The 25,095-nt window shown below is 45.8% G+C and carries 25 protein-coding genes; 10 read left to right on the forward strand and 15 right to left on the reverse strand.

What is annotated here, in order from left to right:
- Positions 1-45: 45 nt before the first annotated feature.
- Positions 46-903 carry an alpha/beta hydrolase gene (locus tag N646_RS17410; RefSeq protein WP_017633823.1) on the forward strand — a complete coding sequence of 286 codons (858 nt, stop codon included), beginning with the start codon at positions 46-48 and terminating at the stop codon, positions 901-903.
- 168 nt (positions 904-1,071) lie between these two features.
- On the opposite strand, the gene N646_RS17415 is transcribed toward N646_RS17410, so the two are convergent.
- Both N646_RS17415 and N646_RS17420 read right to left on the reverse strand, forming a co-directional pair.
- Complete coding sequence (locus N646_RS17415) at positions 1,072-3,618, reverse strand: glycosyl hydrolase family 18 protein (RefSeq protein ID WP_017821035.1); 2,547 nt, start codon at positions 3,616-3,618, stop codon at positions 1,072-1,074.
- Between the two features lie 369 nt (positions 3,619-3,987).
- Positions 3,988-4,491: a DUF2850 domain-containing protein gene (locus N646_RS17420; protein WP_021035895.1), complete on the reverse strand. Its 504-nt coding sequence runs from the start codon at positions 4,489-4,491 to the stop codon at positions 3,988-3,990.
- A gap of 328 nt (positions 4,492-4,819) precedes the next feature.
- On the opposite strand from N646_RS17420, the gene ppnP reads away from it, so the two are divergent.
- A complete protein-coding gene (ppnP, locus tag N646_RS17425) occupies positions 4,820-5,104 on the forward strand; it encodes a pyrimidine/purine nucleoside phosphorylase (protein ID WP_005383244.1) in 285 nt (94 codons plus the stop codon).
- 132 nt (positions 5,105-5,236) lie between these two features.
- Positions 5,237-5,518, forward strand: coding sequence for a hypothetical protein (locus N646_RS17430; protein ID WP_005374405.1), 282 nt, complete (start codon positions 5,237-5,239; stop codon positions 5,516-5,518).
- Positions 5,519-5,521: 3 nt separating this feature from the next.
- Here the strand turns inward: N646_RS17430 and N646_RS17435 are convergent, their stop codons facing one another.
- Positions 5,522-6,670: a GGDEF domain-containing protein gene (locus N646_RS17435; protein WP_017821033.1), complete on the reverse strand. Its 1,149-nt coding sequence runs from the start codon at positions 6,668-6,670 to the stop codon at positions 5,522-5,524.
- Between the two features lie 507 nt (positions 6,671-7,177).
- Here N646_RS17435 and N646_RS17440 point away from each other — a divergent pair.
- The gene (locus N646_RS17440) at positions 7,178-8,518 is read left to right on the forward strand and encodes an MATE family efflux transporter (RefSeq protein ID WP_017821032.1); all 1,341 of its coding nucleotides are present in this window, start codon (positions 7,178-7,180) and stop codon (positions 8,516-8,518) included.
- A 98-nt stretch (positions 8,519-8,616) separates the two neighbouring features.
- Here N646_RS17440 and N646_RS17445 read toward each other — a convergent pair whose 3' ends face one another.
- The 3 genes from N646_RS17445 to N646_RS17455 form a co-directional block, all read right to left on the reverse strand.
- On the reverse strand, positions 8,617-10,296 hold the full coding sequence (locus N646_RS17445) for an RluA family pseudouridine synthase (protein ID WP_017821031.1): 1,680 nt from the start codon (positions 10,294-10,296) through the stop codon (positions 8,617-8,619).
- A gap of 117 nt (positions 10,297-10,413) precedes the next feature.
- Positions 10,414-11,034, reverse strand: a complete 621-nt coding sequence (locus N646_RS17450) for a DsbA family protein (protein WP_017821030.1) — start codon at positions 11,032-11,034, stop codon at positions 10,414-10,416.
- The gene (locus tag N646_RS17455) at positions 11,028-11,894 is read right to left on the reverse strand and encodes an MBL fold metallo-hydrolase (protein ID WP_017633829.1); all 867 of its coding nucleotides are present in this window, start codon (positions 11,892-11,894) and stop codon (positions 11,028-11,030) included. The genes N646_RS17450 and N646_RS17455 overlap by 7 nt, the downstream gene beginning before the upstream one ends.
- A gap of 126 nt (positions 11,895-12,020) precedes the next feature.
- Between N646_RS17455 and N646_RS17460 the strand changes: the two genes are divergently transcribed.
- Positions 12,021-12,908 (forward strand): LysR family transcriptional regulator, encoded by an 888-nt coding sequence (locus N646_RS17460; protein ID WP_005383264.1) that lies wholly within the window; start codon positions 12,021-12,023, stop codon positions 12,906-12,908.
- Between the two features lie 94 nt (positions 12,909-13,002).
- Entirely contained in the window at positions 13,003-13,806 is an 804-nt protein-coding gene (locus N646_RS17465; protein ID WP_017821029.1) for a Cof-type HAD-IIB family hydrolase, read from the forward strand.
- Positions 13,807-13,899: 93 nt separating this feature from the next.
- On the opposite strand, the gene N646_RS17470 is transcribed toward N646_RS17465, so the two are convergent.
- The 5 genes from N646_RS17470 to N646_RS17490 form a co-directional block, all read right to left on the reverse strand.
- Positions 13,900-14,289, reverse strand: a complete 390-nt coding sequence (locus tag N646_RS17470; RefSeq protein ID WP_017633832.1) for a hypothetical protein — start codon at positions 14,287-14,289, stop codon at positions 13,900-13,902.
- A gap of 24 nt (positions 14,290-14,313) precedes the next feature.
- Positions 14,314-15,411 (reverse strand): GGDEF domain-containing protein, encoded by a 1,098-nt coding sequence (locus N646_RS17475; protein WP_017821028.1) that lies wholly within the window; start codon positions 15,409-15,411, stop codon positions 14,314-14,316.
- A 5-nt stretch (positions 15,412-15,416) separates the two neighbouring features.
- Positions 15,417-15,872 (reverse strand): hypothetical protein, encoded by a 456-nt coding sequence (locus tag N646_RS17480; RefSeq protein WP_005374384.1) that lies wholly within the window; start codon positions 15,870-15,872, stop codon positions 15,417-15,419.
- A 444-nt stretch (positions 15,873-16,316) separates the two neighbouring features.
- On the reverse strand, positions 16,317-17,156 hold the full coding sequence (gene fghA / locus N646_RS17485; protein ID WP_005374382.1) for an S-formylglutathione hydrolase: 840 nt from the start codon (positions 17,154-17,156) through the stop codon (positions 16,317-16,319).
- Positions 17,157-17,218: 62 nt separating this feature from the next.
- Complete coding sequence (locus tag N646_RS17490) at positions 17,219-18,367, reverse strand: S-(hydroxymethyl)glutathione dehydrogenase/class III alcohol dehydrogenase (RefSeq protein ID WP_017821027.1); 1,149 nt, start codon at positions 18,365-18,367, stop codon at positions 17,219-17,221.
- A 293-nt stretch (positions 18,368-18,660) separates the two neighbouring features.
- Between N646_RS17490 and N646_RS17495 the strand changes: the two genes are divergently transcribed.
- Entirely contained in the window at positions 18,661-19,467 is an 807-nt protein-coding gene (locus N646_RS17495) for an arylamine N-acetyltransferase family protein (protein WP_017821026.1), read from the forward strand.
- An 80-nt stretch (positions 19,468-19,547) separates the two neighbouring features.
- Positions 19,548-20,420 carry a LysR family transcriptional regulator gene (locus N646_RS17500; RefSeq protein WP_017633836.1) on the forward strand — a complete coding sequence of 291 codons (873 nt, stop codon included), beginning with the start codon at positions 19,548-19,550 and terminating at the stop codon, positions 20,418-20,420.
- A 99-nt stretch (positions 20,421-20,519) separates the two neighbouring features.
- On the opposite strand, the gene N646_RS17505 is transcribed toward N646_RS17500, so the two are convergent.
- A complete protein-coding gene (locus tag N646_RS17505) occupies positions 20,520-21,293 on the reverse strand; it encodes a siderophore-interacting protein (protein WP_017821025.1) in 774 nt (257 codons plus the stop codon).
- A gap of 178 nt (positions 21,294-21,471) precedes the next feature.
- Positions 21,472-22,056 (reverse strand): LysE family translocator, encoded by a 585-nt coding sequence (locus tag N646_RS17510; RefSeq protein ID WP_017821024.1) that lies wholly within the window; start codon positions 22,054-22,056, stop codon positions 21,472-21,474.
- 114 nt (positions 22,057-22,170) lie between these two features.
- On the opposite strand from N646_RS17510, the gene N646_RS17515 reads away from it, so the two are divergent.
- Positions 22,171-22,611, forward strand: coding sequence for an Lrp/AsnC family transcriptional regulator (locus tag N646_RS17515; RefSeq protein WP_017821023.1), 441 nt, complete (start codon positions 22,171-22,173; stop codon positions 22,609-22,611).
- 214 nt (positions 22,612-22,825) lie between these two features.
- Positions 22,826-24,004: a lytic polysaccharide monooxygenase gene (locus tag N646_RS17520; RefSeq protein ID WP_017821022.1), complete on the forward strand. Its 1,179-nt coding sequence runs from the start codon at positions 22,826-22,828 to the stop codon at positions 24,002-24,004.
- Between the two features lie 116 nt (positions 24,005-24,120).
- On the opposite strand, the gene N646_RS17525 is transcribed toward N646_RS17520, so the two are convergent.
- Positions 24,121-24,741: an HAD-IB family hydrolase gene (locus N646_RS17525; RefSeq protein WP_017821021.1), complete on the reverse strand. Its 621-nt coding sequence runs from the start codon at positions 24,739-24,741 to the stop codon at positions 24,121-24,123.
- Positions 24,742-24,779: 38 nt separating this feature from the next.
- On the reverse strand, positions 24,780-25,091 hold the full coding sequence (locus tag N646_RS17530) for a cupin domain-containing protein (RefSeq protein ID WP_005383281.1): 312 nt from the start codon (positions 25,089-25,091) through the stop codon (positions 24,780-24,782).
- Positions 25,092-25,095 lie beyond the last annotated feature (4 nt).

Genomic DNA, 25,095 nt, shown 5'->3' on the forward strand with positions numbered 1-25,095 from the left:
ACGACCGTTCTATTTTGTGCAAAGCTGGTAGTTAAGGACATGATTATGAGTGAAAAAATTTACTTTAATACATCGCAACGTTTCAGTATTAAGCGCAGTTTGGTGAACATTAGTACTCGGTTACACCATACACTGGCCCCGTCACATGCAAAGAAGACCGCGCGCAAGCTTCTTCTGACACCTGCTCGTACGCAACCTAAAAATATTGAGCCTCAAGGGCTTATCAAAGGTGAAATTAAAGGGCATGCAGGCATCATCAAAACCTATACTTTGGGCTCTGGACCTATTTGGGTGCTAACTCATGGTTGGTCTGGAACGGCAAGTCAGTTTTATCCACTGATGGAACATATTGCGTCGAAAGGGTTTACTGCTTTGGCGTACGATCATCCGGCACATGGTGAGAGTGAGGGGCAGTATGGGCACATTCCGGGGTTTGTCAGAGGATTAGAAGATGTGTTGGATACGGTCGAGGATATTGTTGGCCTAGTTGGGCACAGCATGGGCACCGCTTCTGCTCTTGAGTGTAGGCACAGTAAATTAGAAAACAAGCCTTTGCTGCTTATTGCTCCGGTATTAAATTACGTAGAGAACTTATTCGGTAGCATTGCGCGTTCCGGTTACTCGATGAAGCTTTTTAATGCTGTGGTTTCAGAAGTTGAAGACCAATTTGGTTATCCGTTACAGTCCATTGATCCGATGAAGCGTTTGTCTGAGCGTCCGTCTCACACCATTATTATTCATGATGAGCAAGATAAGTTCACCAAATACAGTGTCTCGGCAAAAGCGGCTGAAGAGATTAAAAACGTTGAGTTAGTGACAACACAAGGTCAGGGGCATGGTCGAGTGATGAAGTGTGAGCAAGTCTTCAGTAGTTTTGACCGTTTGCTCGATAGTGCTTGGTAACCCTTACTTTTACTGATTGATTCGCTCCGTTTTGCGCTAATTCGATTTGAAAGTAACACCTCAGACTTTTTCGTCTCTGGTGTTGCTCTTCTCGTTAAGAAGTTAAATCCAAAAAGGACAGCCGAAGCTGTCCTTTGTTTATTTAGCAGAACGTCTGCAAGGCTGAAGTTAGTTACAGTTAGCTACGCCAACTTCTTTCCAAACGCCCCATTCGCCAGATTGGCTAGGATCGTCACCCTGAGTCCACCATTTCGCTTCCCACGTTTTACCTGCGTGAGTCACTTGGTTACCACCTGTGTACACTGCGCTCGCATCCCATGCGTTGTCACAAGTACCAGGGTTCGGATCGGTTGAGTGCTGTGCAACAACCACTGTCGCGCTTGCCGATGAAGACGCTTTACCGTCGCTCACACTTACAGTGAAGCTTAAGCTTGTGTCTTGCGGGTATTCCGCAGCAGTGAACGTGACTTTAGAGCCTTCAACCGTTGCATTCAGACCTTGAGGTAGAGTCCAGTTGAATGTCAGGGTATCGTTGTCTGCATCGCTAGACGCAGATGCATCTACAACCACAACGTCACCAGCGTTTGCTGTTGCTGGAGCAACAACTTGTGCAACTGGTGCGCTGTTCACTGGGTCAACAACACCTGCTGGTTTCACTGTTACTACAACGAGGTCAGATGCCGTTGCACCCTCGTTATCAGTCACCGTCAGCTTGAAAGTTAATTGCTCTTCAACAGTAACTTCTGCTGCATCAAAGCTTGCTTTCGCTGAGTTTGCACCTGTTAGTGCCACTGCTGTGCCAGATACTTGTTCCCAAGCGTAGCTTGCGATGGTGCCGTCAGAGTCTTTTGACAGGCTGCCATCTAGAACCACATTTGCAGGACCTGTTACCGATTGATCTGCGCCAGCGGCTGCGGTTGGCTTACGGTTTGGTTGAGGAACCACACCACCAGCCATACCTTCGTGCATCGCGTTTAGAATGTCACCGTTATCCGCGTCAATTTCCCAAGAGAATAGACCAGCAAGACCAAGAGACTTCGCGTAGCTACCTTTTGCTAGCACTGAACGGTGGTCATCAAATGTGATCAACTCGCCCGTAGTACGGTTCCATACCCATGGTGCTTCTGCTTGTGCATCGTAGCCGTACTCGAAGCCGTTAATACCAGTGTTGTTTGCACCTAGCATGAATGACTTAATGCCTTTGTAGTCAATTACGCCATCTTCCCAAACACCTTGCGCTGTGCTGCCCTTCAGTTTACCTGTAGCAGTACCCGTCATTGGGTCGTTTGGATCGGTTAGCGTATCTGGAGTTACGCCTTCCCAGCCACGACCGTACATTGCTGTACCAAGTACTAGCTTGTTCGCAGGAACGCCTTGAGCAAGAAGAAGTTGGATGCCGTTATCTGCTGTGTAAGCAGGACCTTTGTACGGTTCGCCGTTCTCATCAACGCCACTACCGTCACACTGACCAGGACGCATGAATGAACCACAGTAAAGCGCAGTTTGGTGACCAGGAACGTTATTCCAACCACCGTAGAAGTCGTAAGTCATTGCGAAGATGTAATCCATGTACTGAACTGCATCTGCGTAGTCTACGTCTTCAATCTTGTCGTAACCGACACCGATAGCGGACGTTAGCTCGTAAGTACGGCCTGTCTCAGCTTCTAATTCATCAAGCATTACGCGCAGTTCACGCATCAGTGCGATGTATGCTGGGCCATCGTTTACAGGGTCGCCCTTATCGGCTGCTGCACCGCCGCCGCCAGGGAATTCCCAGTCGATATCAACACCGTCGTAGAATTTCCAAGTTTTCAGGAACTTCTTAACTGATGCGACGAATGTGTCACGGTTTTTCTTGTCCACGAAATCGAAGAATGGGTCAGACAGTGTCCAACCACCGATCGATGGGATGATTTTTAGATCAGGGTTACGTTGTTTCAATGCCATTAGCATTGCGTAGTTACCCTTGATAGGCGTGCTGTATTCATGACCAGCTTGTGGGAAGCTCTTCTGATAAGCAGCCCAAGGGTCATGGATAACGACTTCATAATCAGGCACACCTGTACAAGCAGTTTGTAGCGCGTTGAAACTGTTGCCGCCAACAGACTTCACAGACTCATTTGGGCCACAAATTGGGATAAAACCGTAAAGGATGTGAGTCAAGTTGTCGACCGGCATATTATCGACGGTGTAGTCACGGCCATAGATGCCCCATTCAACAAAATACGTACCCATCACGACGCTTGGATCGGTATTGTAGGTTTTGTTGTTTGGATCAACATTCATCGTTAGTGGCTTCAGGTGAGAACCATCGGTATCTGCAATCGTGATTTCAGCTGGTGCGCTTTTCGCACAACCTGTCGCATCACATGCTTCGATTTCCATTTGGTATAAGCCACCTTGGCCGTATTCAAACGAAGCTGTCGTTTGGCTACCAGTGATAGGGCCGCTTGCTACTTTTACACCATCAAAATAGACGTTGTAAGTGTCACCAGGTGTGCCACTCCACTGGTTAAATTTAACAGTGATCTTCGCTTGCTCATGGTATTTCACCATGTCGTAGTAGCCTGACGTGGTTTCCATCGCGAGTTCAATTTTAGAAAACTGAAGGTTGTTGGAACCGTACATATCGATACTTGGTGCGGTTGGAGCCGCAACTGCAGCACCTGATATCGCTAAAGCAACTCCAGCTGCACATAGGTTAAATCGAATCATAACTTCTCTCTCAATCCTTGGATTCATGTTCTACCTAGAACATAGGCTGCTCTTGCACCAGATAAGATGATTGGATTTACTCCACGTGCAAAAGCATCACACTCAGCATTTCAGAGAGTTTTTTTTCGTCAAAAAAAATTAAGACGGTTTTCGAGGCACTTGAGAGAACTTAACTAAAACTCGCACTCTGTTACACAGAAAGTGTCAGACTGAGTCAATAATTTATAAAGTCTCAGCAGAAACTAAAATTATTGTTTACTCAGTAACGAGTTGGTTAAATGCGATGAAGGCCTTATTTTGTTGTTTATTAAGGTTTTGTTTCATTGATATAGAAAGAGAATTGAAAGGAAAAATAGCCGTGAAGACATACTAGTCACGGCTGAAGTGTTCACTCAACGCGGCGCGACGTTTAGAGGCTGCGCCGGTTTCTGAGCCCTGAACGGTATGCTCAAATCCTTTACGAATGAATCGCTGATCTGGAATAAGAGGCTCAATACGGCGTATTTGAGGTGAAAGATGAGAGCCCGAGATCTGATACGCTGTCTTTCCTAATCCGGTATTCAACGTGATGACCTTGCCATCGAATTCAAATTCCGTCGTAATGAGTCGATGGTTTCGGTATACCCCATCTTCAGTGAAAACGAGACGTTCTGTTTGGTAGGGTGGCGCGCCAATCTCAATCCATTCGCCGTACACCTTTTCCGGATCAATGTGGTCTTGATAGGAGAGGTGGATTTGATAGCCAAAAAACGTCAACAGACCCATCCCGAAGCAGACAAATGTACTCTTGAGGATTTTGGATTGGTAGCGAGCCAAAAATGAAAGTTTTGGTTCTTGTCGTGCTTTTCGCCTTCGGCGAGTCGAGTCCGTCATAGATCTAATTTTCTCCACTTTTTTAACATGGTGGAAACCTTCCTTTTTAAAAACAAACAATCCCGCCATTGAGACGACGAAACTATGATCTAATGTCCACTTTTACATTCAGATACACATCTTATTGATGGTTTTGTTGTTTGCTCACATTCATTACTTCGCAGGTTTTCTTGCTCGGTTTAGGTCGCCTGATTAATCCTCGCGAAAAAAGGTTCTCGCTCAGTAGCAAAGGATGTGCGTTATTACGTTGAGTTTAATGGCTTTCAAAGCTTGAGTAACGGAAAGAAACAAGGTAAAAAAGAGCGGACTTTTGATAAGGAAACCAATAATGAATATTAAGGAAAATAGCTATTTTGCTGGTAGTGTAAAATCACTAGGCTTTAACCAGAAAGATCAGGATGTTAGCGTTGGTGTGATGCTTCCTGGTGAGTACACGTTTGGTACTCAAGCACCAGAGCGTATGACGGTTGTAAAAGGTGCGCTTGTGGTCAAGCGTGTTGGCGAGAGCGATTGGACGACTTATCAAAGTGGTGAGTTTTTTGAAGTGGAAGGTAATTCTTCATTTGAGCTTCAAGTGAAAGAAGCGACTGCGTATTTATGTGAGTACTTCTAGCGTTCATTTGTTGCTCGTCATAAAACCACCTTCGGGTGGTTTTTTCGTCTATGTGCTTCACTTATAACGCATCTTTTTGGTTATTTGGGTATATACTTAATAAAAATGTACCCATCGACCAGGGAGGAAGTGATGGCAGTACAACGCAAGCATTCTGATCTCCCTCCTCGTTACGAGGACAAAGATCTCACCAATGAGCAAAGACAGCGCTTTACCGAAGTTGCCAATGCCGCTCATAAGAGACGTGAATTTTATCGACGTGCTCTAGGAAAGAGCTTAATGGGCAAAATGAAGGGCCGTGCGTTTAAAGATCACCCCACTCGTCAGCAAGACAAGCCGAACAGAACGTTGCAAGTAGTGTGGTTAATCGTATTCCTCGTTGTGGGGCTTTGGGTGATGCATGTGTTCGCTTAGTCATTAGCAAGCTTCTGGTACCGCTGGTGCATCAGATGTTGACTGTTCTTCCGTATTGCAGTGCTCATAAAAGGCGTACTGGTTTTTACCAGTATGTTTAGCTGCGTACATTGCTTTGTCTGCACATCGAGTCAATTCAGACAAATCCTTTGCATCTTGCTTATAGATAGCAGCACCTACACTCATCGTTAACTCGTTAATCATATCGTAGCTTCGGTAACCTGTCGGAAACAGATTTACGATCCGTTTTAGGATGCTGTCTAGGTCATCTTTACTTTTTACATCGTAAAGCATGATTACAAACTCGTCGCCCGCAAATCGAGCGATGGAGTAGTCGTGTTTATCTGTTTTTCTGTCTTTGTTGCGAATGTTATTTTTTAATCGAGTTGCGAAGGCTTGAAGTACTTGGTCACCAATATCGTGCCCGTAGGTGTCGTTGATGTGCTTGAAGTTATCGATATCGAGAAAAACCAATGCGGTGATGCTGTCATCAGATGAGTGCTTGATTTCATCGAGCTTTGCGCGCGCCCAAGTCTCAAAGCTCCAGCGATTGGCAAGCCCAGTGAGCTGGTCAAAATATGCTAACTCCTCAATCCCCTCACGATACAGTGTTTGAATGTAATTGAGGACTTTCGTGTAGTAATACGAGAACGTGTGACACACAAACGCGGTCGCTATCAGGGTCAGCATCAATCTCCGCTCTATGATTTCTGTGGCTGTTGGCAGTCGATCTAAAAAAGCGACCCCAAAAAAGATCAGTAAAATGTAGGTCCCACTGAACAGCAGACCGACCTTAAACTCATTAATTAATACCAGAGTGGCGACAATAGGATATAGCCATAGCACCTTGCCTGACGGAGCGTCGTTATACAGAAGTAACAATAACCCTTCGAACATTAAGACAGCACTTAGCCATAAGTCGGCGTATTGATGGTGCCGCTGGACTTTTATTACATAACTGATTGCTAAGCATGCCAAGGCACACAAAGCATGGAAAAAGCTTAAGCCCCAGTTATTCTCAAGTGATTGAGCAATGGAACCATAAGTTAAACAGGCAGCGGCGATACTGGAGCATAAAAAGACAATTTTCTTTTTTCTTGTTGAGCGGATGTCCGCCATTTCTTCTAAGCGCGCCCCAGCCAATGTCGACATTACGTATCCTTGCTTAATTAACGTGTACGCTTATTCTAGGCGGTATTTTCGCGATAAATAGAACAACAAAGTTTCCAAATGTGATATCAGTCATTTTTAGTGCAAAGCCATCAGTGTGATTTGGTGCGAGTGTTCAAAGAGGAATGGTGGCGCATGCAGGTTTTCATGACGGTTCTTCATGGCTCTATATGGTTGGACTGATAATTCAAAGTAATGTATCTAGTTAGACGCATTTCTATTGATTATCCTGATTCTGTTCGGTGCTCGTTGATTGAGAGTATTGTTCACCAATCTCTGCTCTACGTATCGTCAAGGCATATGTCGTTTCGAAAATGCATTAGAAATATTTTTCCGAAACAGGGCGAAATATTGTTGTCGTTATGACCAATATGCGACTAGAATCCGCGCTAAATCACAACCTCATATCGAGCTTCGTTCGAGTCACTATTTTTAAACTGCTTCACAAATATTGTGAGGCAGTTTTTAGTTGTAGGAAAGGTTACAAGCATGCCTAAAAGCCAAAACATCAACCAACGAATGTCTATCGTGGCATTAGCTTGGCCAATTCTTGTCGAAATTTTGCTACGGACGGCTTTAGGAACCAGTGACGTGTTCATGCTGAGTGGCTACTCAGACAAAGCCGTATCCGCTGTTGGTGTGATCACGCAGATTACCTTCTTTTTAATCATCGTTTCGACGTTTGTCAGTAGCGGTACGGGGATTTTGATTGCCCAATACAATGGCGCTGGACGCGAGCAAGAGTCAGTGAGCGTTGGTGTTGCGAGTATTGCGTTGTCTGTGCTCGTCGGTGTGCTATTGAGTGTGATTGCCGTGCTTGGTGCGATATATCTACTCCCGTATTACGGCTTGGAAGCGCAAGTCGAGCAGTACGCTCATGAATATCTGCTGATAAGCGGTGCGATGACGTTTAACGTTACGATTGGCGTTGTTTTTACAACTATTCTGCGTAGTCATGGTTATTCACGTTCCCCAATGGTGGTGAATTTGATCTCGGGTGTGTTCAACATCATTGGTAACTATATTGCGCTTTACCAGCCATTTGGTTTACTTGTGTATGGCGTGCAAGGCGTGGCAATAGCAACCGTCGTCAGCCAAGTCATCGGTACCTTAATGTTATGGTTTATTCTCGCGCGCAGCAGCATTGAGCTACCAATGTCGACCATGAAACAAGTGCCCGTAGAGATTTACAAAAAGATCTTAAAAATCGGCGGCATGAACGCGGGTGAGGTGCTGTCTTACAACGTGGCGCAAATCTGCATTGTGTATTTTGTGGTGCAAATGGGGACGGCATCGTTAGCGGCTTTCACTTATGCGCAAAACATTGCCCGTTTCTCGTTTGCTTTCGCGCTGGCAATTGGTCAGGCAGCGCAAATTCAGACTGGTTACTACATCGGTAAAGGTTGGGTGAGCAGCATTTTAAAACGCGTACAAATCTACTTCTTAGTAGGATTTGTGGCATCAACGGCGGCAACCACACTGATTTACCTGTTTAGAGAAGAGATTCTGCGCGTATTTACCGATCAACCAGAGATACTCGCATTGGCAGGTTCGTTAGTCATGGGCTCAATTTTGCTCGAGGCCGGACGTGTGTTTAACCTGATTTTTATCGCGGGGCTCAAAGGCGCGGGTGACATCAAGTTCCCAGTGCAAATGGGGATTTTGAGTATGTGGGGACTAGGCGTGCTTTTCTCTTACATCTTTGGCATCCACTTGGGTTATGGCGTTTTAGGGGCTTGGATGGCAATCGCTCTCGATGAATGGGTACGTGGTATCATCATGGCAAGACGTTGGCGCTCTCAGGTGTGGACCAAGTTTAAGGTGAGCTAACGGTTTTCGGTATCGCGCATCACGCTTATTCTGTTGTTAGAAAACAAAAAAAGGCACTGATAGTCAGTGCCTTTTTGTTATTTAAAATCGGGAAGACGTTAGAATTCGCACTCAGCTTGGAACACCATGCGCTCTTTGCTGTATGGATGATCCAGCTCTAGCATCTCAGCATGCAGGTGTAAGCGATTCGATTTTTCGCCGTATAAACCATCACCAACCATCGGCATGTTTAACCCCATGTGATGAGCACTGTGTACACGTAGTTGGTGAGTTCGCCCGGTTTTCGGATACATATATACCTTGCTGCGTCCATCTTTGACTTCAATCAGTTGCCAGTAGGTTTCTGCATGTTTCCCGTGTTCAAAACACACCAGTTGACGTGGGCGGTCGTCTGGGTCACCACGCATTGGCAGTGAAATTTCCCCTTCAGGCTCGTTTAATACGCCTTCGAGCAGTGCCATATAACGTTTTTGTACGCCGCGAGCCATAAACTGTTTTTGCAGACTTTTGTTCGCGCGCTTAGTTAAGGCAAACACCAAAATGCCAGAGGTCGCCATGTCGAGACGATGAATCACAAACGGCCCTTCCACATCAGGGTACATCGCTTGTAGGCGCGTATAAGCAGAGTCCTTGATAGTTTTACCAGGCACTGAAAGTAAGCCCGAGGGCTTGTTGACGACGACCATAGCGTCGTCTTGGTAGATTATCTCTAGCTCTTTGTCTTCTGCCCAATTCTCCGCCAATGGGTTAGGTTCGACGTTCAACCCTTGCATCATATGGCCTAAAATCGGCTGACATTTGCTATTACACGATGGGTAGAATTTTTTGTGTTGGCGAACCTCAGACTTTGGCGAAACACCCCACCAAAATTCTGTCAACGCCAGCGGTTTGAATCCGTGTTTAAACGCGTATTGGAGCAGTTTTGGCGCAGCACATTCCCCCGCACCTGCTGGTGGGATTGGTTTTGTGGTGTCAGCAAAAATGTCCACCAAGTCGCGTGCTTCGCCATGGTTGTTTAGGAAGCGGTATTGTTTATGCAATTTGTGCTGCAAAGCGTTGGAGAGCGTTTTGCGCTGCTCTTTCAGGTGAGCAAGTTGCTGCTCTAACTCAGCCAATCGCGCTTCTTTGATTGCAAGCTTTTCATCCCACGCTTGCTTTAAGTATTTGAGAACGTTTTTCTCGGCGACACTTTGTTTACCCAATTCATCCAATAAGATTTTGAGGTCATCGGCATTGAGTGTTTGCTCGCCCTGTTGACGCTGTCGTTTGCGCGCGGCGCGGCCGTCAATCATCACTTGGCGCTGTGTTTGCTCCTCTTGCTGATAAGCGGCTCGGTCGGCTTGGATTTGCGCTTTAAGATCCGCCAATTCCGGATTCGCAGCACAGGTTTTGTACTCCGCATTGGCGGCGTTGATGGCATCCGTTTCTGCGCGGAAGAAGCCTTCATCGGTCAGCATGTCGTACACAGGAGGGACAAATCCTGGAATCAAGTTTTGGTCAGCAATTTTGCCAGAAAACGCACTTAAAAAGCCGAGCTCGCCTTGAGGGCTTTTTACCAGCAATACGCCAAACATTTTGCCTCGCCCCGTTTCTTCATTAACCAAACCAAAATCGTGTTCGAAGTCGGTTTGCGCTAATAAATGCTGTTGCAATTGCTTTGCGGCTATAACGCAAAGAGGATGCGGCGTGTAGTAGAACGGAAACGTAAACTGCGTTGGTAATTCATAATCAGAAGTATCAGCAGTAAAACGAGTAAAACAATGTTCAGGCGAGTGCATGGTGGGTATCCGCGCGAGTAAAAATTCGAGCGAGGATTGTACCTGTTTGAGTCAGGATTGCCATGTCGGTGTTGGCACTCGCTCTTGGATTAAGGACAAGAGCGAGTGGGGAAGAGTTTATTGCAGTTTTCGTAATGCAAGCTTCCACTGTGCTGGTTTGTCGTAGTAGGCCGAGTGCGGCAAGGTCAGGTACTCGCCATTTACTTCTGCAATCAGGGTTGGATAACCACCAACGTGCAACTGGCGCATCAATTGTCGGCTAGAGCGAATTCTCTCACCTAGTTCGGCTTCGCTTAACGTCATGTTTTGCTCCCACGCATCACTTGCTAAACCTAGCGATTCTGCAATGGCTTTGAGCGTCGATGCTTCATTCACTTTTAACCCGAGCTGATAATGCGCAGATTGGATGGCCTTTAGCATGTGCCATGGATTCAGCCCCATTTTTTCCGCACTCAAGATCGCTTGTGTTGGTAGATAAGAATCAAGAACAAACGCATCTTCGCTTTTCACGCGTTGCAGATATGCTTCACCAAACGTCGCTCCGGTTTCGGTTGCAATACGAGCGTCACTGTTGATGATGTGCTGACGAAATTCAGGTTCAATCGCGCGTTTCTCAATCATACCGCCGGGATGAAGCTCTACCTTAAATTGAGAGGTGTCCATCAAGGCTTCGATGAGTGGTGATGCCCCGTAGCACCAACCACACATGGGATCGAAGAAGTAATGCACGGTTACCATGACATTTCACCAGTATGCACTTTCGCACCGATTTCTAGCGCGATTGGCAATTGAGCTTCTGGGTATTTCGCAGACATGGTGTCAATGAGTTGAACGCTGTTATTGCTGTGTTTTTTCGCTTGCTGAAAATCCTGCAAGTATTGTTGCGAGTAGCGAATGGTGTCTGCGTTCAGCTTTGTGCCTGCTTTCATGTGACCAGGAATGACCACTTGAGGTTTAAGCGCAAGCATCTCGCTAAGTTGCTGCTCCCAAGCATTGATGGCGGTCTGGTCAGCGGCATCTGCCATCCACAAATGTACGTTTGAGTACACGGCTACGTTACCTAGAATCGCTTTGTTATCTGGAATCCATAGGTAAGGGCGGTGTGCTGATGTGCCATGGTTACCACGAATTTCAATCTTATGACCTTCTAGCTCCAATGATGCTTTATCGTACGCGACAGGGATCACTGGTTTTACCGGTGCGTTTGCGCCAAGCTTTGGTCCCCAGTACGCCAGCTTTCCAGCCAATTTCTCTTTAATAATTTTTTGAACCGCAGGCGTTGTGATGATCTGCGCATCAGGGAACTGTTGGTGTAAGGCCTCTGCGCCAAAGTAGTAGTCTGGGTCCGCTTGGCTGATAAAAATGGTTTTAAGCGTTTTGCCTGAGTCCAGCACTTTAGCGGCAATGCGCATCGCGTCAGCTTTGGTGAAGCCAGTGTCGATAACCATGGCGTCAGTCTCACCGTATACCAAGGTTGAGTTTACGTGGAAGCTGTTACCGTCGGCGTTGTAAACCTCAAGAGTAAGGGGAGAGTGGTTTGCCGCTAGAACAGGGCTTGCCATTAAAATGGATGCAGCAATCAAAGTGAATTTTTTCATAATAAGCTCCTAAAGAATTTGGGGCCAAGCGACCATGGCTTGGGAACGGGAGCTATATTAGGAAATTGATACGCTCGGAAAAATACACAATAATGTGCATCACTATTTCTTATTTCGAGCAAATGTATGGATAGAGTAACGGCAGCAAAAGTGTTTGTGGATGTGGTGTATTCTGGCAGTTTTACCGCGACCGCAGAACGGTTAGACATGTCTCGGCCAATGGTGACTCGTTACGTAGAGGCGATGGAGAACTGGTTGCAAACTCGTTTGTTGCACCGCACTACGCGCAAGGTGTCGCTCACCACCGCAGGGGAGCGCAGCTTGCCTCAGATTGAGCGCTGGTTAAAACAGGCCGATACATTAACGTCGAACATTGCCGCTGATGGTGAGCTGTCCGGAAAAATCCGTCTTGCGTCTAGTACTTCATTTGGATTCTCACAGTTGATCCCCGTAGTAAACAGTTTTATGCAAAAGCACCCCAAAGTGCATATCGACATAGATCTGCAAGATTCAGTGAGTGATCTAACCGAACAACGTATCGATCTGGCGATCCGAATTGCGTCAGATCCCGATCCTTCTTTGATTGGTAAGCCGATTGCGGTGTGCGAATCGGTGTTGGTAGCATCACCGCAATATTTGCAAACTCACCACGCGATCGCGCATCCGCGAGATTTATCTTCACACGACTGTTTGGGATACAAAAACTTTGAGCGTCACGTGTGGCATTTGTCTCAGGGCGACCAGTTCGAATCGGTGGGAATTGAGTGTCGCCTAACCAGCAATGAGGCCACGGCGTTATTGCATGGCGCTTTACAAGGCATGGGTATTTCGATGTTGCCAACTTACTTGAGCAATATCTATCTCAAATCGGGTCAGCTTGAGTCGGTGTTGCCGGATTGGAAGCCAAATGATCTCAACATTTACGCGCTGTATTCATCACGTAAACACTTGTCTCCTGCGGTGAGAGCTTTCATCGATCACAGTGAAGATTACTTTAAACAGCATCCTTGGTAATAGCGAAAGGCGTCGTCATCCCGACTTGAGATTCATACAAGATCCTGTACCTTACATGGATATATTTTCGCAGCGTCATTTAGAGTTTTAGTTAATGTCACAAGTTCGCATCAAATTTATTGCTTCCGATATGGATGGCACATTGCTTGACCAATACGGTCGTTTGGATCCGGAGTTTTTCGATCTGTTTTTGCAACTGGAAGAGCAAGGTATTTTGTTCTCTGCTGCGTCTGGTCGTCAGTATTACAGTCTGCGAGACACGTTCGCGCCAATCAAAGACAGACTGTTGTATGTGGCTGAAAACGGCACCTTGGTGATGTACCAAGACAAAGAGCTCTACAGTTGCACCATTCCTAAAGCGGAAGTGGCGGAGATTGTGAAAGCGGCTCGTGAAATTGACGGAACGAACATCGTATTGTGTGGCAAGCGCTCGGCGTACATCGAAACGCATGATCAGCAATCGCTGGAAGAATTTCAAAAGTACTACCACCGCTGTGAATATGTGCCGGATTTGCTTGAGGTCGAAGACGAGTTTATTAAGGTAGCAATTTGTCACTTTGACGGTTCGGAAGAGCTCCTGTTCCCGACCATGAACGCGAAGTTTGGCGCAACGCATAAAGTCGTAGTGAGCGCAAAAATTTGGCTGGATGTGATGAATGCCGAGGCGTCTAAAGGCGCGGCCATTCAGCACCTTCAAGAGACGATGAATTTTACTCCGGCAGAAACAATGACGTTTGGTGATTACCTCAATGACCTCGAAATGCTGCAAGTCAGTGAGCATTCGTACGCGGTTGCCAACGCGCACGAAGAGATTAAGAAAATTGCTCGTTATTCTGCGCCAAGCAACCAAGAGGCTGGGGTACTCAAAGTGATTAAAGAGAAAGTGTTAGCGAAGTAACGCTCATTTTTTCGATGTTATTTTCTTCTTCACGTAAAAAGCCCCGCATACACTGCGGGGCTTTGTTTTTTTGGGGGGAGTAAGGTTCCCGTTTTAGCGTACGTACTTGGCGGTTGCGCTGACTAAAAAGTGTTGCAATTTCCCGTCTGATTTTGGCACCCACAAGTCGTTATGATAATGGTAAATACGGCCATTGATGGTCACAGACAAGGTATTATCACCCGTTTGCTCCATGCGAATAAACTGATCCGAAGTGACCAAAAACGGCTCTTGCTCTTCAATGCTCTGGCCCGTTGCCAATACGAAGTAGCCGAATCGGTTGCCAGCATCCGGATCGGTTGAGTAGATTCGATGCCCAACTAGGCTGTAGTCGTCGTTGAGTGCTTGCTCAAGCGTTTTTTGCCCGATGGTTTCGTGCGATGGAATAAATACCCAAGCCAACACACCTGCCGCAATGACTGCCAGTAGAAGCAGTACTTGCATGAACTTTCTCATCATATATACCGTTTAACGTTGAAATTTCATTTTGTACATGCGCTTATCCGCTATGCTGATAAGAAAGTCAACATTGTCACTGTCTTTAGGGTATTGCGCTAAGCCCATGCTTGTTGAAAGTGTTGAGACTTTATCGGAGTTTAATATTTGTGCATCAAAGACGGTATTTATCTGCTCACGTACGTTCTCTTCATTGAGATGTTCACCTTCAAGGATAACCGCGAACTCATCTCCTCCCATGCGATAAACAGTAAAATCATTGAGTGTCATAGAATTAAGCCGCCTAGCGATTTCCCGCAGTACAGTGTCGCCAACTTGGTGTCCGTGTGTGTCGTTGATTTCTTTAAAACCATTTAAATCTAGAATCCAGAGAGAAAAGGGCCTTTTTTCTTGAGTAAATTTGTTTAGGGTAATGAATAGTGCATTGCGGTTCCCTAGGTTCGTCAAAGGGTCGCTGAGCGCCAATTTTCTATGAAAATGGGATTCACGATAAAAGAAATAAGTTAGAGAGATAATCGACAAAACGAACGTCGCAAACAACATATATTGTGCTTGCATTAAGCGCTGGGTTTGACCTTTTTGTGCTTCATAAGCTTTACTGCTTAGACGGAAGTTTTGATTAACGAAGTCTATTAAGCCTAAATATAGTGTTTGAGTTGAACGATAAAATGCAGCAGCAGCTTGGCTATCACCTGTTCTAGCTTCTACTAGTTGTTTTTCTAGCTCTTTGAACTCTTCAAAAAGGTTAATGAAGTAAAGGTGCATGTTGTTCCGAGAAAAGAACTTATTGGCTTTCGTGCTACTGGTCAATAAGTCAAAGCGACTCCACGCTAACTCGTATTGAAGCTCTGCACCATCAATATTCAATACGTTTTCATCTAACCGTCTGGCCTCGCCGACAAGTTCTGATAGTTCTTTGGAGAGTTGGAATAAAAACCAAGTCGCTTGTTTTTGTTCGTTATTAAAATTTTGTGAGAGTGAACGTGTTTGCTGTAAAAGCACGACATTCGCGAGAAGCAAAGAAACGGCAAACACCACCAGCAGCATTTTGCTGGTGGTAGAATATTGCAATATTCTTTGTTTCTTAGAATAGGGTTCTGATAACTTCATTCTTATTATTTTTCTTTTATTTCATTTACTTGCCATACCATTTGCGCATGATATTTATTGTAGTTTAGCTCTGGATAGAGATTGAGTGGATATATCACCCAGAAAGGGCCTTTATTCCTGACTTTTATGTAATTCTGATCTTGTTGATAAGCCAGTATTGGTTGATATCGAAGAATATCTTGTCGGGACAATGTCGAGTGATAGTCGTTTAAGCTGCTGATATCAACCTGCTCTGGTACCTTTCCATAGACGTGTGTAAGAAGCGTGCTGAGTTTAACGCCTAAAAACTCTGACGAGGCAGGAAGCCAAGGCAATGTCATCGTGTAGCTAGTGGTAGGTAAAGCTTGGATCTCTTCCAGTTCCAGTATGACACTAGGCTGCTGGCTACTACTAAATACGATCGTATTTGCAGACAAGAATGGCGCAACAAAAAACAGACCTAGCGCGACTATCTTTTTCATCATATGCCCTTTTGAGTTTTATTCTTTTTTCTTAGCTAGGACAAAGGTGCTAGCGGTAATTTATTTATAATTATAGAGCCAACCGGATGAGATTTTATAATACGTTATGTTTCAAAAATAACTGTCGGTTTACGTCACGTCAAGGTTATTAAGTTGCTTCTTAATTAAAAGCTCAGAGTATTGGGATGATGGTAGAGTTTCGTAATGATTTCGCGGTATTTAATTGGTTTTTAGTGCAACTTTGTTTCATTTTTAATAAAGATACTGTGTCGGAAATGAGAATTTAATAAGGCGAGAAATGGACGTCGAATTTGTTCTTAAGTTACATTATTTTACATATTTAAATCATCGATATTCAGATATGTATTTGTTAGTACGTAAAGAAAATAAAGTCACCTAGTTTTGGTGACTTTATTTTTTATTTCATGAGCTTACTTAAATTAACTATGCAAACAAATATTTTGCATGGAAGTTGAGGTGCTCTTCAATAAAGCTTGAGATGAAGTAATAGCTATGGTCATAGCCTGGTTGCATTCTCAAGGTTAGGTTTGAATCGTGTATTTTTGCCGCAGCAATCAGCGCTTCCGGTCTAAGCTGCTCATTTAAGAAGCCATCAGCATCACCTTGATCAACCAAAATTGGTAATGGTGATTGTTGTTGTTTTAGAAGTTCACTTGCATCGTATTGCTTCCAGCTTTCAAGCTCCTTGCCTAAGTAAGCAGTAAAGGCTTTTTGTCCCCAAGGGCATTGCATTGGGTTACTGATTGGACTGAACGCTGAAATAGAACGGTACTGTTCTGAATTTTTCAGACCAATGGTGAGCGCTCCGTGGCCGCCCATACTGTGACCGGAAATTGACTTCACGTCAGAGACTGGGAAGTTACTTTCGATGATCGCAGGCAACTCCTCAGTCACATAGTCGTACATACAGTAATGCAGTGACCAAGGTGCTTGCGTCGCATTAAGGTAAAAGCCAGCTCCTTTTCCTAGGTCATAGCTTTCGTCGTCAGCGATACCTTCGCCTCTCGGACTTGTGTCTGGTGCAATGATCGCAATGCCAAGCTCGGCCGCCATACGAAATGCGCCCGCTTTCTGCATAAAGTTCTCATCGGTACACGTTAAACCAGAGAGCCAGTATAGCGCGGGTACGGGATTTGATTTCGTTGCGTTAGGTGGCAAGAATATTGCGAAGCGCATGGTGCAGTTTAGGGCATTGGATTCGTGTGTATATTGCTTGTGCCAACCGCCAAACACTTTGGCTTGGCTTACATTTTCAATGGTCATGAATAAACTCTCTAATTAGCAGAAGGAATTCAGGCTCCCCAAAAGGAGAGCCTGAGGCAGCATTATTGATCCATATGGATAACTGTTCGGATGCTCTTACCTTCATGCATCAGATCAAACGCTTTGTTGACGTCTGCTAATCCCATTGTGTGGGTAATGAACTCCTGTAAGCCGAATTCACCAGCCATGTAACGGTTTACGATTTCTGGAAGCTCAGAGCGACCTTTAACGCCACCGAAAGCGCTGCCACGCCATACACGACCAGTTACCAGTTGGAATGGACGAGTTGAGATCTCTTGACCTGCACCAGCAACACCAATGATGACTGACTCACCCCAACCTTTGTGACAGCACTCAAGTGCTTGGCGCATCACGTTTACGTTACCGATACATTCGAATGAGTAGTCAACACCACCGTCTGTCATTTCAACAATCACTTCTTGAATTGGCTTGTCGAATTTTTGTGGGTTGATGCAATCAGTTGCACCAAGTTGTTTCGCTAGGTCGAATTTGCTTTCGTTGATGTCTACACCGATGATGCGGCTGGCACCAGCCATGCGAGCACCGATGATTGCAGAAAGACCGATACCGCCGAGACCAAAGATTGCCACTGTGTCGCCTTTTTCAACTTTAGCTGTGTTTAATACCGCACCCATACCAGTGGTTACGCCACAACCTAGAAGACAAACTTCTTCAAGTGGTGCTTCTTTGTTTACTTTCGCTAGTGAGATTTCTGGAAGAACCGTGTACTCAGAGAAAGTAGAACAACCCATGTAGTGGAAGATAGTTTCGCCGTTGATAGAGAATCGGCTTGTGCCATCTGGCATTAGGCCTTTACCTTGCGTTTCACGAACGGCCTGACATAGGTTCGTTTTGCCAGATTTACAGAACTTACACTCACCACATTCAGCAGTGTAAAGTGGGATAACGTGGTCGCCAACTTCAACGCTTGTTACGCCTTCGCCAACCATTTCAACGATGCCGCCACCTTCGTGACCAAGGATTGAAGGGAAGATACCTTCTGGATCGTCACCTGATAGTGTGAATGCGTCAGTGTGACAAACACCAGTTGCTACGATGCGTACTAGCACTTCGCCGGCTTTTGGAAGTTGTACATCCACTTCTTCCATTTTAAGCGGCTCACCTGCAGCCCAAGCGACCATTGCTTTTGATTTTATGTGAGTTTGACCAGGTTTGATTTCAAGCGACATTGGATGTTTCCTTTATATTTTCAGTATATGGAGTGACGTAATAAGCGTAGTTAAGGTTTGCTTACCGCGCTTCGTCGTTTTGTTGGTGCTCATTTTAGGTGTTTCAGTAAAAATGATAATCCGTCCATTTTGAAAATGATTTTTACATATGCGTAATAATGATAAGGTGAGCGTGTAAAAAGAGTGCGATGCCTCCTTAAAGCGGAAGGGAAATGGAAAAGGTGATTGACCTGAAGTTAGATAGAGGGGCTAAAGTAGAAAACTGTCAAACCATCAGCTAAGTAAGAGTGATTATGAATAAGACGGATCTGAGTGCCTATTTAACCAAGCTAGGCTTGCCTAGTGAATTGCCCGCCGATTTGGAGTCATTGCACAGAGTTCACGTGGCGCAGCATCGTTGCCTGCCGTTTGAGAATTTTGACATCGCATTGCAGCGAGGCGTCTCTGTTGAGATTGAAGATATTATTCAAAAAACCGTGTACCACTCTCGCGGTGGTTACTGCTTTGAATTAAATGGTTTAATGCTTGATGTGCTCAACACTCTTGGGTTTGAAGCGCGAAGTTTGCTAGGGCGTGTACATGTGTCTGGTACACCAACAGGTCGTAGTCATCAAATCACGTTAGTGACGTTAGAGGAACAAACATGGATTGTCGATGTGGGTTTTGGCTCCAATACCCCTCGAGCGCCATTGCCATTTATCCTTGACCAAGTGATTCAGACGGATTTACAAACCTTCCGTTTTGTCAAAGATGCTCAGTTTGGTTATTTCCTCCAAGTGCTTTCAACCGATGGAACAGACGTGTGGAACAATCTATACAGCTTTGACCTAGAGTTCGTGTGTGCTGGTGACATTGCATGTAGCAACTTCTTTACCTCGACTTCGCCTAATTCGCGTTTTACTAGCGCAAGAGTCGCTGCTAGAGCGACAGAAAGTGGGTTGGTGACGCTGCTTAACTACACACTCAGATGCACCAATCATGAAGAGCTAACAGAAATAGAGCTAGAGCCAGGTCAAACCTACCTGGATGCGTTGAAAGAATATTTTGGCATTGAGCTTGATGCGCAATACGACGAACTTCGTCCGTTACCTGACGCGTAAAGTTTTCCCGTTTTCAAAGCGTAGCGCGACGAGAACAATGTAATCACTATTTGTCTAGAAGAGGTCGACAGGAATACAGCATGGCGAATTGGGAAGGAGTCAGCGAGTTTGTTGCCGTAGCGGAAACTAACAGCTTTACAGCTGCCGCGGCTAAACTGAAAACGTCAGTGGCACAAATCAGTCGCCGCGTATCGGCACTTGAAGAGCGTCTTGCGGTTAAGTTACTGCATCGCACGACGAGAAAAGTTTCTCTGTCTGAAGCTGGACAGCTTTATTATCAGCAGTGCAAACATTTGGTCGAAGGGCTAGAACTGGCCGAGCTTGCCGTAACGCAAATGCAGACCGAACCGCGAGGTTTGCTGCGTGTGACAGCGCCTGTGACCTATGGGGAAATGAACCTCGCGCCGCTCTTGCATCAGTTTTTGGAGAAGTACCCGCGTGTGGACCTCGATTTAGTTCTGACCAATCAAAAACTGGATTTGATAGAGCAAGGGGTAGACGTGGCGATTCGTCTTGGCCGCCTGCAAGACTCCAGCATGATCGCAAAGCGTCTTTCGTCGCGTCAAAATTACGTGTGTGCTAGCCCTATGTATTTGGAGCGATTTGGCGAGCCTCACACATTATCCGAACTGGCTCGACATCAGTGCCTAGTTGGTTCGGTCGATTATTGGCATTTTAAGGAAAATAAACGCGATAAGTCTTTGCGTGTGTCGGGGAGGATTAAATGCAATAGTGGTTTTGCGCTAATGGGCGCCGCCAAACGTGGTTTGGGTTTAGTGCAGTTGCCAGACTATTACGTTCAAGAAGCTCTAGATAACGGTGAGCTAGTCGAGGTGCTGACCGATTACCGAGACGACCGTGAAGGCATTTGGGCACTGTATCCACAAAGCCGAAATTTATCGCCCAAAGTGAGGTTGTTGATCGACTTTTTAGCGCAGGAACTAGCGGATTAGAGTTTTCATGAACTTTAATACAACTGAAGTCGCTAAAACGCCCGGTGATGCCGGGCGTTTTTATTGGGATAAGCGCTTGAACTGGAAATAAATGAACCACTATTGGTTGGATTCCGCGTCTTCACGTTTAATCACTTTGTGCCCATCTTCAGACACGCCTTGCTTCCAATAGCTGCTGATGTAGATATTCTCGCGATCGACTTCTTTCTCATTGCGGAAATATTGGCGCAGCGCGCGCATTGAATCGAACTCACACGCACACCATACCGAAGCGTTACCGTCTAACCACTCGAGTTCGCGAACGCTATCAGCCAAGGTTTGCTGTTCAGTTAGCCAAATCAACTCCATACCGGCTGGCGTGTTTAGGGGTTGAATGTCGGCTGGAGACATCACGCTGATCACAGCGTAGCCTTTGGCCTCTTCTGGCAGCGTACGAATTTTCGCAGAAAGTGCTGGAAGTGCTGTCATATCGGCAGCCATGAAGAACCAATCCGCCTCAGTATTTAAGTTGGAGATGCTACCTGGCCCAACAATGCTGATCGTGTCGCCTTTTTGCGCGGCCATTGCCCAACGCGCTGCAAATCCGCATTGCAGATCTTGCGTTACGTGTCGGACGAAATCCACTTCGATTGAACTGGTTTCTGGATGAAAGCGTCGGATAGTGTAGGTGCGCATGATTGGTCGGTCGTCTTCTGGCAGGATGCTCAGATCCGCGCCGCCCATATCGTTAAACAGTAATTTGATGTAACTGCCTTCGCAGTCACGAGGAAAGTGGCTCAGCGCCTCACCTTGCAAGGTAATGCGCTGCATGTTTGGAGTGATGGTTTCTGTGTCTGTGACAACAAGCGTTTTAGGTTGAGGCTTCTTTTTCATTGTTACTTTACTCGATAATTATTCTCTTTCTCATTTAAAGATTATCAAGTTCCCTAACAAGAGGGTAGCGTCTTTAAACAAATTTACACTGTGAATTAACGCCAAAGCCTCAAGCAAAATGCAGTATCTGTCCTTTCCCAATTACGTAAAGTGAGTCGTTTTTTAACCCAAAATAGACTTATATCATTGGAATCGTAGACAAAAGCAACAGCGCAGCCATGCTGTAGTTGAACCCCTTAACGCGTTTATCGGTGGTCAACCAACGCTGCAATTGCATACCTGCCGCCGTCCAAAATGTTACCGATGGCAAGTTAGCTAAGCAGAAGATACCGGCGATAAAAGTCAGTTCGAGCCATGCACCGCCACTGCTGTATACCGTAATGGCCGTCAACGCCATCGACCAACCTTTTGGGTTCACCCATTGGAATGCGACAGCCCCTAAAAAAGACATTGGGCGAAAATCGTGTTTTGCTTCGGTTTTGTCGCTGGTGGCGATTTTGTACGTCAAGTACAGCAAATAACTCGAGCTCAACACTTTCAAAATGGAGTGTGTAATTGGATATGCGTGGAACAGGCTCATCAAGCCAATGCCCACCAAAATTAGCATGGCACCAAAGCCAAAGGTAATGCCCAACATATGTGGGATAGTGCGTTTAAAGCCGACATTTGCCCCTGAGGTCATCAACATAATGTTATTGGGACCCGGCGTAAAAGTGGAGACAAAAGCGAACAACGCCAAAGCGCCCAGTTGATGATATTCCATAGATTGTTCCTTGAATCAGTTCTCGATAAGTAAAGAACAACTATAAGTAGAAATGAGGTCAATATTGTGCTTTTATTTGATGATTAGAAACCAAATAAGCAATGAAACATCATCATGGATAGATTTGACGAAAGAATATTGCAAGTGCTTAAACGCGACGGAAGAATCTCCAATGTAGAGCTGTCGGAACGCGTTGGTTTATCTCCATCTGCCACCTTACGCCGAGTGCAAGATTTAGAGCGTAAAGGCGTGATCAAAGGCTACCGAGCAGTACTGGATAATCAGCAACTTGGCGTGGGTTTTGTCGCTTATGTGTCGATTGGTTTGGCCTCGCACTCTAAGCAGGCACAGCTGGGTTTCGAAGAGTATGTGCGTTTTGTAAACGAGGTGGTGGAATGTCACAACATTACGGGATCTAACGAATATCTCATACGCGTAGAGACGCAAGATCTCGCCGCTTATAAAGCGTTCCATGCTGATGTGTTGGGTGAGTGCGAACACGTCAAGTCGATCACAACGATGGTGGTGATGGACACACCAAAAGACGAGCGATAGCCAAACGAGAGTGACAGTTTTTGTGGCACACGAATTTGAAGTGACTCGAAAGAGTCAGTCGAGTATGAGATAAGTACACAACAAATGCTGGAAAGCAGATGGCACTCTTACAATTTCCATATTTATTCTCACCTTCGAAATAATCTCATCCTGCTAGTTTTGCTTAAACCGCTTGTGTTTCAGAGCGGCGAGTCAGCAAAATTAAGGATGAACGATGAAATCACATGTAACACTTCCTCTTTTGAGCTTAAGCGCTGTTGCCGCATTGAGCTCATTTAACGTCAACGCCCATGGCTGGGTGGAGTTTCCAAGTGCTCGTCAAAATACGTGTTATTTAGACGGTGGTTTTTGGACCAACGAGATCCCTAACCAAGCGTGTAAAGCGGCTTTTGAAGAATCTGGCGCGTACCCGTTTGTGCAACGCAGCGAAATTGCGGCGAACGTACCAAACTACCGCGACATGGCACACGTTCAGGCGGTGGTTCGTGACGGTGAACTGTGTTCTGCCGGCGATGCGGCTAAGAAAGGCTTGAACATTCCTTCTCCAAACTGGCAGCGCACCAATGTTACGCCAGATGCAAACAACCAGATTGAATTGGTGTTTTACGGCAAAGCGCCGCACAATCCATCGTACTGGGAATTCTATCTCACCAAGCCAACTTATGATGATTCAAAACCTCTTACTTGGAGTGATTTAGAGCTGATCGACACCGCAGGTGATGTGTATGTTGATGCGGAAAAACGCTACCGTATTCAGGTGACTTTCCCTGCTGATCGTTCCGGCGATGCGGTACTTTACACTCGTTGGCAGCGTATTGATGTCGCTGGGGAAGGTTTCTACAACTGTAGTGACATTACGTTAAACGGAACAGGCACGACGCCACCGACTGACCCTGTTGATCCAACCGAACCGGGCAATAATCTGACATCTCTAGGCTACTTTGTTCAGCAAGGTTTCGGACCAGTAGAAGCGGGTGACACCATCCGTTTCCGTACGTTTAATGCGACAGGCAATGAAATTGTCGATATTTCACTACCAATCAGTGCGAACAATACGGCGACTTGGGCGGCAGAAATAGCAGATCAATTTAACGCGCAGCAAACGGGCGATTGGTATGTGGGCATTTGGCATCAAGAGATGAACCACTATATGTTCGATAGTAACAACGTGAATGCGAATCAAGTATTAGCGCCAAGCGCAGACTTCAGTTATGCGTTGTCACTGATCAAAGCGGATGTACCGCCACCAGTTGAACCAACCAACTTGTGGGACAAGACGGCCGTATACAACCAAGGTGATGTGGTGACGCACAACGGTAAAGAATGGACTGCCCAGTGGTGGACGTCTGGTGAGGAACCAGGCACAACGGGTCAATGGGGTGTATGGCGTTAAGCCAGTTATTCGGGCCCTGAACAGTAAAACCCTTCTCATGTGAGAAGGGTTTGTTTTTTCAGTCTAAAACGATCACTTTGGTTGAGTGGTTGTCTTGAAAATCAGAGCACATATCGTTATTCGCTTGCTCTCCACTCGCTCCAGTTGAGCATCGCGTAGTCTGCCAGTTTGAGCATCGGAATGTCTTCGTGTGTATCACCGTAGGCATAAACAGATGCAAACTCGTCGAGTGAAAACGCCGCTTTCACACGTGAGACTTTTCTTTCTAAACTGCAATCACCTTGCTGGTAAAAGCCACTCAGTTTTGGCTGTTCTGAGATCAGTTCACTGCACAGCAAGTGGTAACCGTTCGCCTCACACCAAGGCTTGAGATACGCATTGAGTGATGCCGACACCACTACAATGGTATCGCCTCTGTGTTGATGCCACGCCAATCTTTCCATCGCTTCTGGCCGTAAGTACAGCGGGATCACTTCATGGGCAAACTGAGCGCCAATCGCTTCAATTTTTTGCGTTTCTTTCCCTGAAAATGCAATAAAACTGCTGAGTGGACGCATAACACGAGCGGGTAACACTCCGAGTTTGTACAGCGCATAAAATGGCATGATAGCGACCTTTCCTACTCGTTTGCGCAGGCCACAAGCAGAATAGTGGAGGAAAAGGCTAAACATATCCTCTCGGGTGATGGTGCCATCAAAATCAAACAGTGCCAGTGACGGCTTAGTAGTATCGAGCAAATTCAGCGCCTATTTTTAGGTTTAAGATCGTTTTGTGTTTATTGATAAAACACCGCCAACCAGATGGTTTCTTGCGTTGGGTCAGTCCAGCTCACTTTGTGTTTGGTATGAGCTGGAATCGTAACGTGATCGCCTGCCTCAAGTCGTTGCACGACACCTGATTCAAAAGTCAGCTCTCCAGCTCCTTTAAGAACCAAGACCCATTCATGTTCTTCTTGATCGTACCAGCCACTTTCGGGCGAGGTTTGCCCCGTTGAGACAATGCGTTCTATACGCAGGTTTTTGTGGGTCAGCAGGTCTTCGAACACTTCCTCGTCGAGGTTATTCGGTAAGTCTTTAAACAGGTTCATGGCC

This window comes from Vibrio alginolyticus NBRC 15630 = ATCC 17749 (assembly GCF_000354175.2).
Taxonomy (GTDB): domain Bacteria; phylum Pseudomonadota; class Gammaproteobacteria; order Enterobacterales; family Vibrionaceae; genus Vibrio; species Vibrio alginolyticus.